This window comes from Priestia megaterium (genome assembly GCF_046599315.1).
Classification (GTDB): Bacteria; Bacillota; Bacilli; order Bacillales; family Bacillaceae_H; genus Priestia; species Priestia megaterium_F.
In genome coordinates, this window is record NZ_JBKIKC010000001.1 from 378,165 (window position 1) to 391,579 (window position 13,415).

Genomic DNA, 13,415 nt, shown 5'->3' on the forward strand with positions numbered 1-13,415 from the left:
ATAAATTTTATATAAACTTAACACCAAAATCTTCTTTTATAATCTCGGTAAAAACATGTCCTGATGCTTAATACTAATGTGCAAAAACAGATTATAAATGGGCTTCCTGCTCAAGTATAGTACTAAAGCCTCTGCTGTTTCTGCAAAGGCTTCTTTTTGACGATTTTCTTCTATTTAGTATAACTTCGACACATATAGGCTTTCTCCATTCTAAATGGTACTAGAAGAAATCGTTTTTTTACTAGAGGCAGGCTGAAAAGGTTGAGTAAATCCTTCACCAAACACCTCATTCGCCTCACAAAAAATGATAAACGCACCAGGGTCAATTTTTTGTACCATAGATCTAAGGTCATTTATTCTTAAGGAATCTAGGACCGTCATCATAATAATTCTTTCATTGTTTGTATAACCTCCTGCTCCCGATAATTTTGTTAGACCTCTATCTAATTCATGCAGGACAGACTCGGATATTCTTCCTTCAAATTCCTTAGACGATATGATATATGCTACTTTGAATTCTTTACTTTTCCCATAAATAATATCCATCGTCTTTCGCGTCAAAAATGCTCCAATTAGAGCGTACAAGGCTTTTTCAGGCGAAAAAATAAGTCCTCCTGCAATCATCACAGTTGCATCCATAATCAATATGGATTTACTGTGCTTAACGGATTTCAGCTTATGTAAAATCTGAGCAATTAAAGTAAAGCCACCGGTATTCCCACCCACTCTAAATACCAAACCTAATCCTATTCCCACCCCTACTCCACCGTATATAGAGGCTAATAGAGGATCGTTTGTAAGGGGAGGTAATTCACTCGTGAGGTAAACAAAAAAGGGAATTGATAAAGAACCAATCACCGACTTTATAATAGACCGCACGCCTAAAAAAGAACAACATGTCACCAATAAAACCAACGTGATTACCCATAAAACAATAACTGTAGGGACATGAAATATGGAACCAAGAATAAGAGCTGCACCTGTCAAACCGCCAGAGGCAATTTGATTGGGATTTTGTAATAAAGTAAAGGATAAAGCAATAATAAACGTACCTACTAACAAAAATATGTAATACTTAAAATGGTTCATAAAATTTTTCTCCTTTCTATTATTAAGAGATTATAAGTCTTAAATAAATTTCTAGCAATGAAGCCAATTAACGCTTGTTTGTTTTTATGCTTTTATGCTTTTCTATAGTAAATTGAAAAAATTTTAGTGTTAAGTCACCTTAATTGGCCTCGTTGGCCTTATATCTTATAAGCTAGACAACAAATCGAAGTATAAATATCAAGAATCCATCACAGCAGCATTGTAAATTGTATGTTTCAAGTTCTAGAAAGGAAAGAAACAAGATTAAATAAAAAAAGAGAAAGGGAATCTTTTTCTTTTGTAATCTTTTTTATAGAAATTATATATAGATCTTCTTTAGATGTTTAGTTCACATTAAAAAGCTTTATAAGTTTCGCATTACTATATTTATAAACTTTCTTGACTTACTTACATATTATTCAATCAAATCAATTAAAAGGATAATATACGCGTTTTGAATACGATTTATGATTTTATTTAAAATTTTTGTTATCGAAATACTTAATGTACGCGTTTTGAATAAAAATCTTGGTTTGTAATATTATCTTTATTTTAATAATGGGTAACGAACGGAAAATTAATAATTTTTTAAATTTTTTCAAAAAAGTTTATTTTTTATATTGAAATATGTAATTTGACTGTTTATAATACAAAAAAAGATAAGTTATTTGTAATGTAAGATGTCTGAAAATTTAATTTTTTACAAAGAATATTATTAATGGGGGTTTCACCGTGTCAAACAAAGTACCGTTTTCCTTTGTAGTAATCATTGGTTTAATGTTATTTGCATTATTTTTTGGAGCTGGAAATTTAATATTCCCCGCTATGCTTGGTCAGTCAGCTGGAGTAAATATCTGGTCAGCAAATGCAGGTTTTTTAGTTACTGGAGTAGGTTTACCCTTACTTGGTGTACTAGCTTTTGGATTTTCCGGAAAGGAAGATTTACAATCATTAGCAAGTCGCGTACATCCTATCTTTGGTTTATTATTTACAACTGTTCTTTATCTAGCTATTGGGCCTTTATTTGCTATCCCACGAACAGGTAACGTCTCTTTTGAAATCGGACTTAAACCTTTTATTTCTGAAGGCTCTAGTTCTATAGCTTTACTCGTATTTACCATTATATTTTTCAGTATTACATGCTTTTTTTCTCTCAATCCGGCGAAAATTGTCGATATTGTCGGAAAATTCTTAACACCAATTAAATTAACATTCATTGGAATTCTAGTTCTAGTAGCTTTTATTCATCCTATTGGAAAATTTCAAGCACCTACAGAAAAATATATGACAAACTCTTTTTTTAATGGATTTCAAGAAGGATACCTAACAATGGATACTCTTGCATCTTTCGTTTTCGGAATTATTATTATTAATGCAATTAAAGAGAAAGGCGCTAAAACAAAGAAACAAATTATAACTGTTTGCCTAAAAGCTACGGGAATTGCCGCTGTTATTCTCGCAACTATCTATTCTGCCCTTTCATATATGGGCGCTTCAAGTGTAGAAAAGCTTGGACATTTAGATAACGGAGGTGCGGTGCTAGCAAAAGTATCTGATTATTATTTTGGAGAATATGGCGGAGTACTACTAGGCTTAATGATCACAGTAGCTTGTCTGACAACTAGCGTAGGGCTTATTACTTCATGCTCTTCTTATTTCCATAAATTATTACCGTCTATTTCTTATAAGAAAATTGCGATTAGCTTATCTGTATTTAGCGCAATCATCGCAAACGTTGGATTAAATCAATTAATTTCTTTTTCAGTACCTGTTTTAACAGTTCTCTATCCATTAGCAATTGTTCTAATCTTTTTGACTTTCTTTCATTCTTTATTTAAAGGACATGCTGAAGTATACCAGGGTAGCCTATTCTTAACATTCGTTGTAAGCCTAGTAGATGGATTAAATGATTTTGGCTTACACATCCCTGGTATTGATCAATTATTTGCTTACTACCTTCCTCTTTACCATATTGGATTAGGCTGGATATTCCCTGCACTTATAGGAGGTCTTGCAGGTTATGGAGTTAACATGTTTAAAAATAAAGAGCAGTTCACTTCTAAATCAACAAGGTTAAATAAATAATTTCACTTTAATTCACTGAGAGCTATGCATATTTCTACACTCTTCAGTCGCTCTATAAGTCAATATTAACCTATTATTTGGACTTAAAAACCTAAAATTCTTCTAAAAAGCCACCCTTTCAGGGTGGCTTTAATTATACAAATGTTAATGTATTATGCTACCAAATAGATACCAATTAGGTAATGAAGTCAAAATCCTTTAGATACTATGTAGCTACTGCAGTAAGCTTGCCCCGTTTACTTGAAAAATAAAAAAGAAAAGGAACCCCTCTTCTCTCCTACTAGAATTATAATAAAGCACAAAATGTACGCTATAACGACCGATAGGGTGTTATTATTTTGCGTAACCCTGACTCTTTAACGAAATAGACATTTACAACGTTAAAATTCTTCCAAGATTAAACTTTATTTTTAATATAAATCAGAAACTTATTTTATAAGAATTGAGACTGCACTATACATTAATAATAAAGCCATAACTATATTAAATTGATTTCTATACTTTGAGAGGAATTTTTGAAAAAATGAACCAAATAAACTCCAACAAAACGTACTCATAAAGCCAATAAAAGCTAGAAATAGCGAATACATTAGTAAACTAAAGTTTGAATTGTGATATGGAAGGATGAAGGTTGCTATAGCTGTTATACCATATAAAATGCCTTTTGGATTTATAAATTGTAAAAGCATCCCCATGAAAAAACTGTTGTTCCGGTCCTCATTGTTATTTTCCTTATCACCTCTACTACGAATAATTTTTATCGCTAGATACATCATATAACCTGCCCCTAGGATAGTCATAAAGAATTCAATTTGTGGTATGAAATTTTTGAGCAAAAGATTAAGATAACTACACAACAACATGACTATAAGGAAACCTGCCCCTACTCCTACACAAAACTTTAATGTCTTTTTCAAACCATATTTGTTAGCGAATAACATGGCCATAATATTATTAGGACCAGGGGTAAAACTGGTTACAAAGACATATAGCAAGAATGATAATACTGGCATATTTGAACCTCCTCTAATATGTATATTATAATGTTCGAAAAGGACAATATAACGTCGTGTTTTTTATTTTACAACACAGTCGTTATATTGTACATAGCTTTAGGAGTGTAATTATGGAGGACATAAATCTTATTATCGCTAAAAATTTGAAGGGATTTAGAGAAAGTAAAAAATTAAGTCTCGAAAGAGTCTCAGAATTAACTGGAGTAAGCAAGACTATGATTGGACAAATTGAAAGAGGAGAATCAAGCCCTACAATTACAACCATTTGGAAAATAGCCAATGGATTAAAAATCCCCTTTACTTCATTAATAGATGATCCGCAGCCGGATACAAAAGTCATTTCAAAAGATGAAATTCAAATATTATCTGAAGACAACGGGAAATATCGGGTTTATCCTTATTTTCCTTTTGAGGACGATAGACGCTTTGAAGTTTATTCTATAGAGATAGAAGAAGGAGGATCTGTAGAGGCTAATTCGCATAGAGAAGGAACGGAAGAGTTCATAACTGTCTTTGAAGGAGAACTCACTATACGTGTAAATAGCAACGAATATACAGTAAAGAGTGGAAACGCTATTAGGTTCAAAGCTGATAGAGCTCATTCTTATTATAATCGGGGAAAAACATTAACTAGATTAAGTATGATTATATATTATCCCGTTTAAATTGATACAACTAATGAAATAGATTAGAAATCGGGGGATGTCCAGTAGAGTAACGATACCATTAGAGAAAGCAAAACATCTCGTATAAAGTTCTTTCAGTACATATTTAAGAGGAAAACGGGTATATTGCTTTCATATAAGCAGCTTTCTTTTTTCATTAGAACAGCCTACGGAAATTTCGTTTGCCAAAGACGCTTGTAAAACAAATAAGAGGTGAGAATATGTGTGGAAGATTCTCTTTAGCGACAGATATATCCGTTCTTCAAGAACAGTTTAACTTTGAATGGAGCAATGAAATAACGATTAATCCGAGGTTTAATGTAGCTCCCTCCCAACAAATTTTAACTATAGGATCTGATGGAGAAAAAAGAATTGGAACAATGATGAAGTGGGGATTAGTGCCTTACTGGTCTAATGATATCAAAATTGGATATAAGATGATCAATGCACGTGCTGAAGGTATCGATGAAAAGCCAAGTTTTAAGACCCCTTTTAAACGTAAAAGATGTCTAATTTTATCAGATGGATTTTATGAATGGAAAAAAGAAGAGAAGAAAAAGCAGCCTTTTCGCTTTATGATGAAAGATGATAGACCGTTTGCGTTTGCTGGACTTTGGGATCAGTGGGATAAAGATGGTGAACCTCTTTATTCTTGCACAATTATAACCACAATTCCCAATGAAATGACCCAAGAAGTTCACAATAGAATGCCTGTGATTCTTGAAGAAGATGCATATGATTTATGGATAGATGCGAAAATGAATGATACAGAATATCTTAAATCATTGCTTATTCCTTTTCCAGCAGAAAAAATGAAGTCATACCCTGTTTCTCCACTAGTTAATTCGCCGAAAAACGATGTGGAAGAGTGTTTATCTCCCATTAACAGCTTGTAAGACTCTACGCGTATCAATTACAGAAGAATGAGATTCTCTGGAAAACAAGACCATAAGCCAGAATGGTTAAGTTTTTTCACTCATGGAAAAAAGGAAGAATGGTTTCCCATTCTTCCTTTAGCCATCACGTTATAAAGTTGTCTTAGAAACGTCCGCCGCCAAGTTGTTGCTCAGCCATTTGTACAAGACGCTTTGTGATTTCGCCACCTACTGATCCGTTTGCACGTGCAGTTGTGTCAGCACCAAGGTTTACACCAAATTCGCTCGCGATTTCATATTTCATTTGATCGATTGCTTGTTCAGCCCCGTATACTAATAATTCGTTGTTGTTGCTGCTTTTGTTGTTTGCCATGTTGTGTCACCTCCTTGTTTCTTTTAAGTTTCCTATTATAGGAGAGGTGTATACATGGTAAATGATGGATGTATAGTTTCTTAACCCATAACTATAATAAAAGGAAGAAACAATTACGCTGTAAAAAGTGAAATTACATGTTTCATTTCCTTGTTATAAAATCTATACACTTGCCATGTGTAGGAAAAGGGATGACAGTTAAAGCTGTCATCCCTTTTTTTGTTTAAAGTTCTATTTTTAAATAAAAATAACATATGCCCATATGAATAACGAAGAAGATGTCTAGTTGAGCAAACAAGGTTATAAAATATAGAGGGCTAATATTGTATTCTTAATCAACTATATAATAGTGATGGGAGTAATAGAGTAATACGTGAATGATGTAATGTATTCAACGTAGCAAAAAGCCACTTGTTTTAAACAAGTGGCTTTTTATAGTGTCTATGTGTTGAGTAAGAATGGTGCAGAAGTTACAATAAGGAAAATTGAAACACGATATCTGCATCTTCTTCTATTGTCAACTTAATAAAAATGTGTAACTCCAGAAAAGAAATAAAGCCCACTTATTTTCTTTAACGTTTATTCATTTTCTTTAGAATCTTCCTGGTAATGCTCATTTAAGTATGGGTTCTCTGTCGTGGCAAAATTAACAGATTGAAGACTAGTTTCAGGATCCATTCCATAATAGCCTTTCAGTTTCGCATTTTCTAGCTCACCACTTCTGAATTGTGGTTCTTTTTTTTCTTTCATGTCGCACCTCTTTTTTTCTTATTTTTCTCTATTTAAGAAGCAATTATTCGGTCATTAATTAGGTGAGAAAAGAATACATCTTGAAAATAAATCATAAAAGTAACAATAAATTTGCTTCACGCGCTCACTTCAACGACTAGAAATGTGTTAGTCCTAACGAAATAAACAGTAACTAATGATTTTTCTCGTTTTTGAAAGGCATAGCTCTAGTTATAGGCTATAAAGCCGGCTTTTGATTTTATATATCAACCTTCTATCAATAGAAAATTCAATGTCAAATTGGATCTTACGTAAAAAATACTCTCCCATTACTGGGAGAGTATTTTTAACCTTTCGCTAAATCTAATGCTTTATCTGCCTTTTTCAAATCGTGATTTACTTGTTCTTCAACATCATAGGCATGGTACATTTCATTATCAATCATATATTGAGCAATTTTCCCATGAAGTTCAATAGTCTCATCTAATTGCTTTTTCAATACCTTGCGCACTTCTGGTGTTGCAGTTTCCGTAAGCGCTACTGCATATGTTCGTACACCGTTTTTAGCCGATAGTAATAAATCTGTTGCAATAGTAAGATCATCTAATGTTTTAGTAAGAGTACTTTTAGTAGCCATTCTTCGTTTCCTCCTATTTACTGAGCTTTTTTTAAGATTTTTTGTAATTCATTAATTGCTTCAGTAGATGTTTGGACATCCTCTTCAAGAATCTTTTTTAAGTTTTTATCCTCTACTAATTCCAGCATAGCTGTCCCTTTCGTTACACACGACGTCTTGAGCGTTAAGATTTCATGAACTTCTAACGTCTCATGCATGGCTAATTTTTTGGTCATGGCCCAATTCCTCCTTGTCATCATTTGTATTTGCAGAAATTATGCGTACAAAGCAGCACCTAGATAAACTTTCTTTGCAGACTGATTAATTGTTAGAATTTTTGCTGGAAGCTTTTCCGCCTTTTTCACCAATTTCCTGAAAAAACTCTTTGTTATGATTCTTAGATGTAGCTTTTCCACCCTTTTCTCCAATCTCTTGGAAAAATTCCTTGTCATGATTTTTCGAAGTAGTTTCTCCACCTTTTCGTCCAGCTTCCTCTCTACTCATTTTTTCATTTTGTTTATTCTTTTCCATGCTTGATTCCTCCTTAATTTTTTTAACTTGTGAATTATATTCCCAGCTCATTTCCATTTAAACACCAATTAATTAATTTTTTGAACGTTTCAGAAAAAGGAATTGTGGTATTAAAAATAACATAAATGAATCGATTCATATAAAACATTCTCTATAATAAAAGGAGGAACTACTCATGACAAAGAACGTGATAGGCGCGTATGAAAATGAAGAAGCTGTTATCACAGCTATTCAAAATTTAAAAACACAGGGATTTCAAGAGGAGGACCTTTCTTTAGTAACAAGTAAAGACATAGACGAAGAGGATTATTTAGAAGTAGAAAGCAAAGAAGGAATTGACGTAAAAAAGGTTGAAACAACGAAACAGAGCCGTCAAGATGAATCGATTATGGATAAGATTAAACATGTGTTTTCCCCAGAGCAGCATAAAGGTAATCATAGAGATAAAGAAAAAGTAGAAAGACGTTTAATTAACTTAGGCGTTCCTGTTACTCAAGCCGAGCCTTATGCAGATGATCTGCAAGAAGGAAAAGTGTTATTGTTAGTAAGAGCTAATAGCGACAGAAAAACAAATTCTTTCTTAGAAAAGAGAGAGGACTCTCCTTTTGAGAAAGGCGACTCCATTTATGAGAAATCATTATATGGAGAACATCGTGAACATGGAAAAAATGTACCAACAAGTGCAGAAGATCGTAACGAGCTAAAAGAAGAACAATTGCATGTAGGAACAGAAAGAGAAAGAGGATTTTAAAAACTAAGGTAAGCTTATCTTGGCGGATTATTAAGCGTTAAATAAACGGGTTTTGAACAAAAGGAGTAAATTAAATGCTAAACGTTGTGTTATTTTAATGGAAGTACTTTCAACATTATCTATGACACTTATTATCACAATTAGAAAAGCAGTCCTTATACATTTAAAGGACTGCTTTTTCTCTTTATTCTGCGCACAAGGCTACCTCTTTTATCTTTAGATTTCGTCTAAAAATATAGCTTAAGAGATGAGGCATTCATACCCTTCTTTCCTTTTCATTTCTATGTGAAAAAACATCTGAAACCTGTAGAAAAGCTGTTAGGACTTATTTCCTTTAAATATGCTCTTTCTCTTCTCCTGTTTAACCCGTTTTAAGCGTAGCTCTATTTTTTTATCTAACGCTCTATATAGTATTTCGCTAGTTGTACATATGCAAAATAAGATTACAGTAATAATTGCAGCTTGTCGTACGTGAAAATAGAAACACAGTATGACTATAAGTAGGAACATAGCGTAAACGGCGTTGATTACCCATCTTCTATTTCTATGAGCTTCAAGGCTTCTTTCAAGTACCTCTTTTTGTCCTTCTTCTTTTTTTGTATCTTTTAAATGGTTGTATGTAGGATTCATCGTTGTTTCTCCCCCAAGAAAACTAATTTTAGATTATCTACGCATTATATCTCCAATATACTCCAATGAAGGAAAAAATAAGACGTGATTTTCCCCTTTTTATTATAAATTAATGAGTAGTAAAAGTTTAGAACTAATTTTGCACAAAAGATCCAATACGCAACCTACAATCCTTCTTCATTTAAACGTAGTTTTCTCTCATTCGGCTTATATCTACTCTGGGTGGTAAGCCAAACATTCGGGAATATTCTCGACTGAATTGCGATTGACTTTCGTATCCCACCTTGAACGCGACATAAGCTATATCTGTTGACTCTGCTAATAACAAGCGCCTCGCTTCCTGCAACCTCAGTTGTTTTTGAAACTGAATAGGACTCATTGCTGTCACCTCTTTAAAATGTCGGTGTAGTGATGAAACACTCATATTCGCTATTTCAGCAAGCTCTTCAATACGAAAAGACTCTTCATAATTATTGATGATATGATCTATAACCTCTCTTATTCTAGAGGCATTGCTACCTTCTATTGCCATTTGTTCAAGCGCTTCGCCATGTGGACCTTGCAAAATCCAATAAAGAATTTCTTTTTTTAATAATGGAGCAAGAACAGGGATATGTTTTGGAGTGTCTAGCAAAGATGCTAACCTTACTACTGCGTCCAACAAAGATGGCTCTACTTTGCTAATATACATAGCTCGTTTTGAGCTCTTTCCCTGCCCCGTTTTAATACCTGTGCCATTTAAAACCTCTAAAATTTGACTAGAGGTAAATTCAAATTTGATGGCTAAATATGGGGACACAGCTGAGGCTTTAATGACTTGACCTGTAACTGGCAAATCAACGGATGCCACAATATAATGACCAGGCCCGTATAAAAAACGTTCCTCTCCCACTAATACTTCCTTCTCTCCTTGGAGTATCATGCAAAAAGATGGCTCGTTAACTCTTGAAATTGGTTCAGTAATAATGGATTCACGGATGAGAAATAAAGATGGAATAGTGGTAGAGTGAACACCGTCCTGCTTTGAAAGGCGTTCAATGAGTTTAGCAAGCTCATATTGCTGTTTGTAGAATTTCTTAGTCATAACTGATTCTCCTTTTCCTCATTTTCGGTTCATTATATCTGATATCCATTGATTGAGTAAGAGGATTTGAGAGGATTAGGCAAAAACTTGGTAGTAATGTGCTAAGGGTTTCTTTATTATTTATGACATAATTAATTGTAAATAAGTCACGATAAATGTGACAAATAACTAAGAGAGAGGGAGCAGTTAAATGGAATATGTAAAACTTGGTAATACAGGCTTAGATGTATCTCGACTTTGTCTTGGATGTATGGGTTTTGGGGATGCTAACAAATGGCTTCATCAATGGGTGCTTAATGAAGAGGACTCTCGCCCAGTTATAAAAAAAGCCCTCGACTTAGGGATTAATTTTTTTGATACAGCAAATGTATACTCACTGGGTACAAGCGAGGAATATCTTGGACGAGCTCTTAAGGATTATGCTAATCGTGATGAGGTTGTAATAGCAACTAAAGTACACGGACAAATGCATCGAGGTCCAAACGGCTCTGGTCTTTCCCGAAAAGCAATTATAAGTGAAATCGATAAGAGTCTTAAGAGGTTGGAAACTGATTATGTAGATCTTTATATCATTCATCGTTGGGATTACAATACCCCTATTGAAGAAACGATGGAAGCATTACATGACGTAGTGAAGGCCGGAAAAGCAAGATATATTGGTGCTTCTGCCATGTACGCTTGGCAGTTCCAAAAGGCATTACATGTGGCTGAAAAAAATGGTTGGACTAAGTTTGTGTCCATGCAGAACCATTTAAATCTACTATACCGTGAAGAGGAACGAGAAATGTTACCCCTTTGTAAGGAAGAGAAAATTGGCGTCACCCCATATAGCCCTCTCGCATCAGGAAGATTAACACGTGACTGGTCAGTAATAACACATCGTTCCGAGACAGATCAAATTCAAAAATCTAAATACGATGCGACTGCGGACGCAGATCGATTGGTTGTGGAACGAGTAGCATTCATCGCAGAAAAACATGGTATTCCTCGTACACACATCGCACTTGCCTGGTTACTACAGAAAGAACTAGTAGCAGCTCCTATAATTGGTGCTACGAAACTATCACATCTTGAAGATGCTGTAGGTGCTTTATCGATTAAGCTGGCACCTGAAGAAATTGCGTTTCTTGAAGAGCCCTATGTACCACACCCAATAGTTGGTCATAATTAGTAATGTGAAAGCTTTTTATAAGGCACTCCCTCATTTCCTTATGCAGGAAGTGAAGGGAGTCATTTCTAACGTTTTTTTAATACTGCCCATAAAATCTTCTCCGTTAGGCTTTATAACCTCTTACAATACCGTTTCGATAACAAGGTGTTGAATGATCAGAATAACGTGAAGCCCTTGGCATATTATTCTTTCTTAGGCTATTATTAATCATCCGAATACTTTATCACCTTGTCTCAGTTAGTGTAGCGACACTACAAATTATGCTAACACCTTACGTATTTGCGTTTGAAACCAATCCGACCTCTATCTATCTCCTTTTGAATAGTTTCAGAAGCAAGAAGAATACTACTTTTTTTCTTGTCCCTCTTAACTTCCACTGGACCTACTGCCTTTGCAATTTCAATCGCCTTATCATGAAGTGGCAAATATGAGATTCCGACTGTATAGATAAAATTATTCATAGCTGATTTCGTTCGATTTGGAGAAGCGTGAATCGTATTTTCCACTTGGTCAAGCATATTGGAAATTTTAGTTGTACTAAATTCATCATCCGGACGATTACCCAAAAGCCAACAGTAACAGCTCCAGCCCGCTGACATTTTAAGTTCTTGACCGCTTGCAATCCATTTATCAGCAACAACTTGCGCAAAATCGGTTTCCGCCAAAGTTACTGCAACTACATAATCAGACAGCATGTAAAAATACGCTGCATCTATCCAACGCTCGAAATTCTCCTCGGTCATCCTTGTTGGGTCTGCAATGACACCAGCAAAATACATAGCATCGTAGTTACCAGAGGCATAAAGCTGATCGGCTAAAGGCTGGTTTTTTTTGATTTTCTTTGCAATGGGCTTCATTTTGCCCGTCGCCACTCCAAAAAGTGGCTCGTGTGCACCATTGTTTATGTAAGTCTTTTTAGCTCGTTCCGTACCGAGTGCTTCAAGTTCTTTCATAACCATTTCGAAATTCATCATTTTACACTCTCCTCCTCTACCACTCATAAATTGGAGCACTTTTTCCTTTTAATCGGGCTTCTACTTCACCTTACGATTTCTAAGCTACTTGGGCATCAGTTTACTCTTCCTCATTTGTTTTTTTATCTTCGCCAAAAAGTTGAACAGTCTTTTTTATCTAAAATATTGAACTCGATCATTTTCTTAAGTAATTCATAGTTTACCGAATCAGTCCATGGAATTCGGAACAAGCCTTTTGTAGCGCTGTATTCAGCCTGGGCAATGTCATCAGCAAACTGAGCAATACCTACTTCTTCAGGTGAAACGCTCAAATGATGCTTGGCTGTGGAAAAGCCAATGATAAATGTATCGTGATCGGTAAACATTGGTGTATTCCACTTAATTTGCGGTTTTAAATTCGGAAAATTAGTAGCAACCCAGGCCAAAACTTCCTCTGTTCGGTCGCGGTGGTTAGGGTTATCAATATGCGCCAAATATTCTGCCAAAACTTCCATGCCATTTCCTCCTAGAATAAAAATATTTTGAACGGTACAGTTTTTCATTCTACTCTAATTTTACATGAATCCAATACCAATAGGTTCACTCAATATCATTTTATTTTTAAATTCAAATACGTCATCAATGAAAATAAATAGTTCCCCCCAGCGAATCAACAAGCTGAATGAACCCTGTCTCTGTTATGCATTGGCCTTGCTTATAATATGTAAGGTACACTTGTTTATTTGTATGTAAGGCTTCAATTAAGGTGAAATTAATCTGTTCCATTTTCTCTTCTGTTAAAAGGCTTAGCTGCTTCCAGTTGCTTGTTTATGACTTCCTGTAATCC

16 protein-coding genes and 1 pseudogene are annotated in these 13,415 nt (G+C 34.6%); 5 read left to right on the plus strand and 12 right to left on the minus strand.

Going from position 1 to position 13,415, the window contains the following annotated elements:
• Positions 1–210: 210 nt before the first annotated feature.
• Complete coding sequence (locus tag ACLHDF_RS02190) at positions 211–1,089, minus strand: YitT family protein (RefSeq protein ID WP_413917401.1); 879 nt, start codon at positions 1,087–1,089, stop codon at positions 211–213.
• 732 nt (positions 1,090–1,821) lie between these two features.
• Between ACLHDF_RS02190 and brnQ the strand changes: the two genes are divergently transcribed.
• Positions 1,822–3,174 (plus strand): branched-chain amino acid transport system II carrier protein, encoded by a 1,353-nt coding sequence (gene brnQ / locus ACLHDF_RS02195; RefSeq protein ID WP_413917402.1) that lies wholly within the window; start codon positions 1,822–1,824, stop codon positions 3,172–3,174.
• A 428-nt stretch (positions 3,175–3,602) separates the two neighbouring features.
• On the opposite strand, the gene ACLHDF_RS02200 is transcribed toward brnQ, so the two are convergent.
• Entirely contained in the window at positions 3,603–4,187 is a 585-nt protein-coding gene (locus ACLHDF_RS02200; protein ID WP_413917403.1) for a LysE family transporter, read from the minus strand.
• A gap of 113 nt (positions 4,188–4,300) precedes the next feature.
• On the opposite strand from ACLHDF_RS02200, the gene ACLHDF_RS02205 reads away from it, so the two are divergent.
• Positions 4,301–4,855 (plus strand): helix-turn-helix domain-containing protein, encoded by a 555-nt coding sequence (locus ACLHDF_RS02205; RefSeq protein WP_413917404.1) that lies wholly within the window; start codon positions 4,301–4,303, stop codon positions 4,853–4,855.
• A 221-nt stretch (positions 4,856–5,076) separates the two neighbouring features.
• The gene (locus ACLHDF_RS02210) at positions 5,077–5,751 is read left to right on the plus strand and encodes an SOS response-associated peptidase (RefSeq protein ID WP_413917405.1); all 675 of its coding nucleotides are present in this window, start codon (positions 5,077–5,079) and stop codon (positions 5,749–5,751) included.
• Positions 5,752–5,893: 142 nt separating this feature from the next.
• Here ACLHDF_RS02210 and ACLHDF_RS02215 read toward each other — a convergent pair whose 3' ends face one another.
• The 5 genes and pseudogenes from ACLHDF_RS02215 to gsiB all read right to left on the minus strand — a co-directional run.
• Positions 5,894–6,103, minus strand: a complete 210-nt coding sequence (locus tag ACLHDF_RS02215) for an alpha/beta-type small acid-soluble spore protein (RefSeq protein ID WP_013084404.1) — start codon at positions 6,101–6,103, stop codon at positions 5,894–5,896.
• Between the two features lie 579 nt (positions 6,104–6,682).
• Entirely contained in the window at positions 6,683–6,853 is a 171-nt protein-coding gene (locus ACLHDF_RS02220) for a hypothetical protein (protein ID WP_413917406.1), read from the minus strand.
• Positions 6,854–7,178: 325 nt separating this feature from the next.
• On the minus strand, positions 7,179–7,469 hold the full coding sequence (locus ACLHDF_RS02225) for a spore coat protein (protein ID WP_413917407.1): 291 nt from the start codon (positions 7,467–7,469) through the stop codon (positions 7,179–7,181).
• A gap of 17 nt (positions 7,470–7,486) precedes the next feature.
• The gene (locus ACLHDF_RS02230) at positions 7,487–7,684 is read right to left on the minus strand and encodes a spore coat protein (protein WP_413917408.1); all 198 of its coding nucleotides are present in this window, start codon (positions 7,682–7,684) and stop codon (positions 7,487–7,489) included.
• A gap of 97 nt (positions 7,685–7,781) precedes the next feature.
• Positions 7,782–7,979, minus strand: a pseudogene (gsiB, locus tag ACLHDF_RS02235) (glucose starvation-inducible protein GsiB); the annotation flags it as partial.
• A 175-nt stretch (positions 7,980–8,154) separates the two neighbouring features.
• Between gsiB and ACLHDF_RS02240 the strand changes: the two are divergent.
• Positions 8,155–8,730 (plus strand): general stress protein, encoded by a 576-nt coding sequence (locus ACLHDF_RS02240; protein WP_413917409.1) that lies wholly within the window; start codon positions 8,155–8,157, stop codon positions 8,728–8,730.
• Between the two features lie 318 nt (positions 8,731–9,048).
• Here ACLHDF_RS02240 and ACLHDF_RS02245 read toward each other — a convergent pair whose 3' ends face one another.
• A complete protein-coding gene (locus ACLHDF_RS02245) occupies positions 9,049–9,360 on the minus strand; it encodes a hypothetical protein (RefSeq protein ID WP_413917410.1) in 312 nt (103 codons plus the stop codon).
• A gap of 181 nt (positions 9,361–9,541) precedes the next feature.
• The gene (locus ACLHDF_RS02250; RefSeq protein ID WP_413917411.1) at positions 9,542–10,444 is read right to left on the minus strand and encodes an AraC family transcriptional regulator N-terminal domain-containing protein; all 903 of its coding nucleotides are present in this window, start codon (positions 10,442–10,444) and stop codon (positions 9,542–9,544) included.
• A 190-nt stretch (positions 10,445–10,634) separates the two neighbouring features.
• Between ACLHDF_RS02250 and ACLHDF_RS02255 the strand changes: the two genes are divergently transcribed.
• Positions 10,635–11,615 (plus strand): aldo/keto reductase, encoded by a 981-nt coding sequence (locus ACLHDF_RS02255; protein ID WP_413917412.1) that lies wholly within the window; start codon positions 10,635–10,637, stop codon positions 11,613–11,615.
• A gap of 263 nt (positions 11,616–11,878) precedes the next feature.
• On the opposite strand, the gene ACLHDF_RS02260 is transcribed toward ACLHDF_RS02255, so the two are convergent.
• From ACLHDF_RS02260 to ACLHDF_RS02270, 3 genes are all read right to left on the minus strand, one after another.
• The gene (locus ACLHDF_RS02260) at positions 11,879–12,586 is read right to left on the minus strand and encodes a DNA alkylation repair protein (protein ID WP_413918247.1); all 708 of its coding nucleotides are present in this window, start codon (positions 12,584–12,586) and stop codon (positions 11,879–11,881) included.
• A gap of 125 nt (positions 12,587–12,711) precedes the next feature.
• A complete protein-coding gene (locus ACLHDF_RS02265; RefSeq protein ID WP_413917413.1) occupies positions 12,712–13,083 on the minus strand; it encodes an iron chaperone in 372 nt (123 codons plus the stop codon).
• A 124-nt stretch (positions 13,084–13,207) separates the two neighbouring features.
• Positions 13,208–13,354 (minus strand): YolD-like family protein, encoded by a 147-nt coding sequence (locus tag ACLHDF_RS02270; RefSeq protein WP_413917414.1) that lies wholly within the window; start codon positions 13,352–13,354, stop codon positions 13,208–13,210.
• Positions 13,355–13,415 lie beyond the last annotated feature (61 nt).

What these genes read in the sequence shown, in the direction of transcription:
- ACLHDF_RS02190 (WP_413917401.1), bottom strand. Translation starts at nt 1,089, where the DNA reads ATGAACCATTTTAAGTATTACATATTTTTGTTAGTAGGTACGTTTATT.
- ACLHDF_RS02200 (WP_413917403.1), bottom strand. Translation starts at nt 4,187, where the DNA reads ATGCCAGTATTATCATTCTTGCTATATGTCTTTGTAACCAGTTTTACC.
- ACLHDF_RS02205 (WP_413917404.1), top strand. Translation starts at nt 4,301, where the DNA reads ATGGAGGACATAAATCTTATTATCGCTAAAAATTTGAAGGGATTTAGA.
- ACLHDF_RS02210 (WP_413917405.1), top strand. Translation starts at nt 5,077, where the DNA reads ATGTGTGGAAGATTCTCTTTAGCGACAGATATATCCGTTCTTCAAGAA.
- ACLHDF_RS02215 (WP_013084404.1), bottom strand. Translation starts at nt 6,103, where the DNA reads ATGGCAAACAACAAAAGCAGCAACAACAACGAATTATTAGTATACGGG.
- ACLHDF_RS02220 (WP_413917406.1), bottom strand. Translation starts at nt 6,853, where the DNA reads ATGAAAGAAAAAAAAGAACCACAATTCAGAAGTGGTGAGCTAGAAAAT.
- ACLHDF_RS02225 (WP_413917407.1), bottom strand. Translation starts at nt 7,469, where the DNA reads ATGGCTACTAAAAGTACTCTTACTAAAACATTAGATGATCTTACTATT.
- ACLHDF_RS02230 (WP_413917408.1), bottom strand. Translation starts at nt 7,684, where the DNA reads ATGACCAAAAAATTAGCCATGCATGAGACGTTAGAAGTTCATGAAATC.
- ACLHDF_RS02240 (WP_413917409.1), top strand. Translation starts at nt 8,155, where the DNA reads ATGACAAAGAACGTGATAGGCGCGTATGAAAATGAAGAAGCTGTTATC.
- ACLHDF_RS02245 (WP_413917410.1), bottom strand. Translation starts at nt 9,360, where the DNA reads ATGAATCCTACATACAACCATTTAAAAGATACAAAAAAAGAAGAAGGA.
- ACLHDF_RS02250 (WP_413917411.1), bottom strand. Translation starts at nt 10,444, where the DNA reads ATGACTAAGAAATTCTACAAACAGCAATATGAGCTTGCTAAACTCATT.
- ACLHDF_RS02255 (WP_413917412.1), top strand. Translation starts at nt 10,635, where the DNA reads ATGGAATATGTAAAACTTGGTAATACAGGCTTAGATGTATCTCGACTT.
- ACLHDF_RS02260 (WP_413918247.1), bottom strand. Translation starts at nt 12,586, where the DNA reads ATGAATTTCGAAATGGTTATGAAAGAACTTGAAGCACTCGGTACGGAA.
- ACLHDF_RS02265 (WP_413917413.1), bottom strand. Translation starts at nt 13,083, where the DNA reads ATGGAAGTTTTGGCAGAATATTTGGCGCATATTGATAACCCTAACCAC.
- ACLHDF_RS02270 (WP_413917414.1), bottom strand. Translation starts at nt 13,354, where the DNA reads ATGGAACAGATTAATTTCACCTTAATTGAAGCCTTACATACAAATAAA.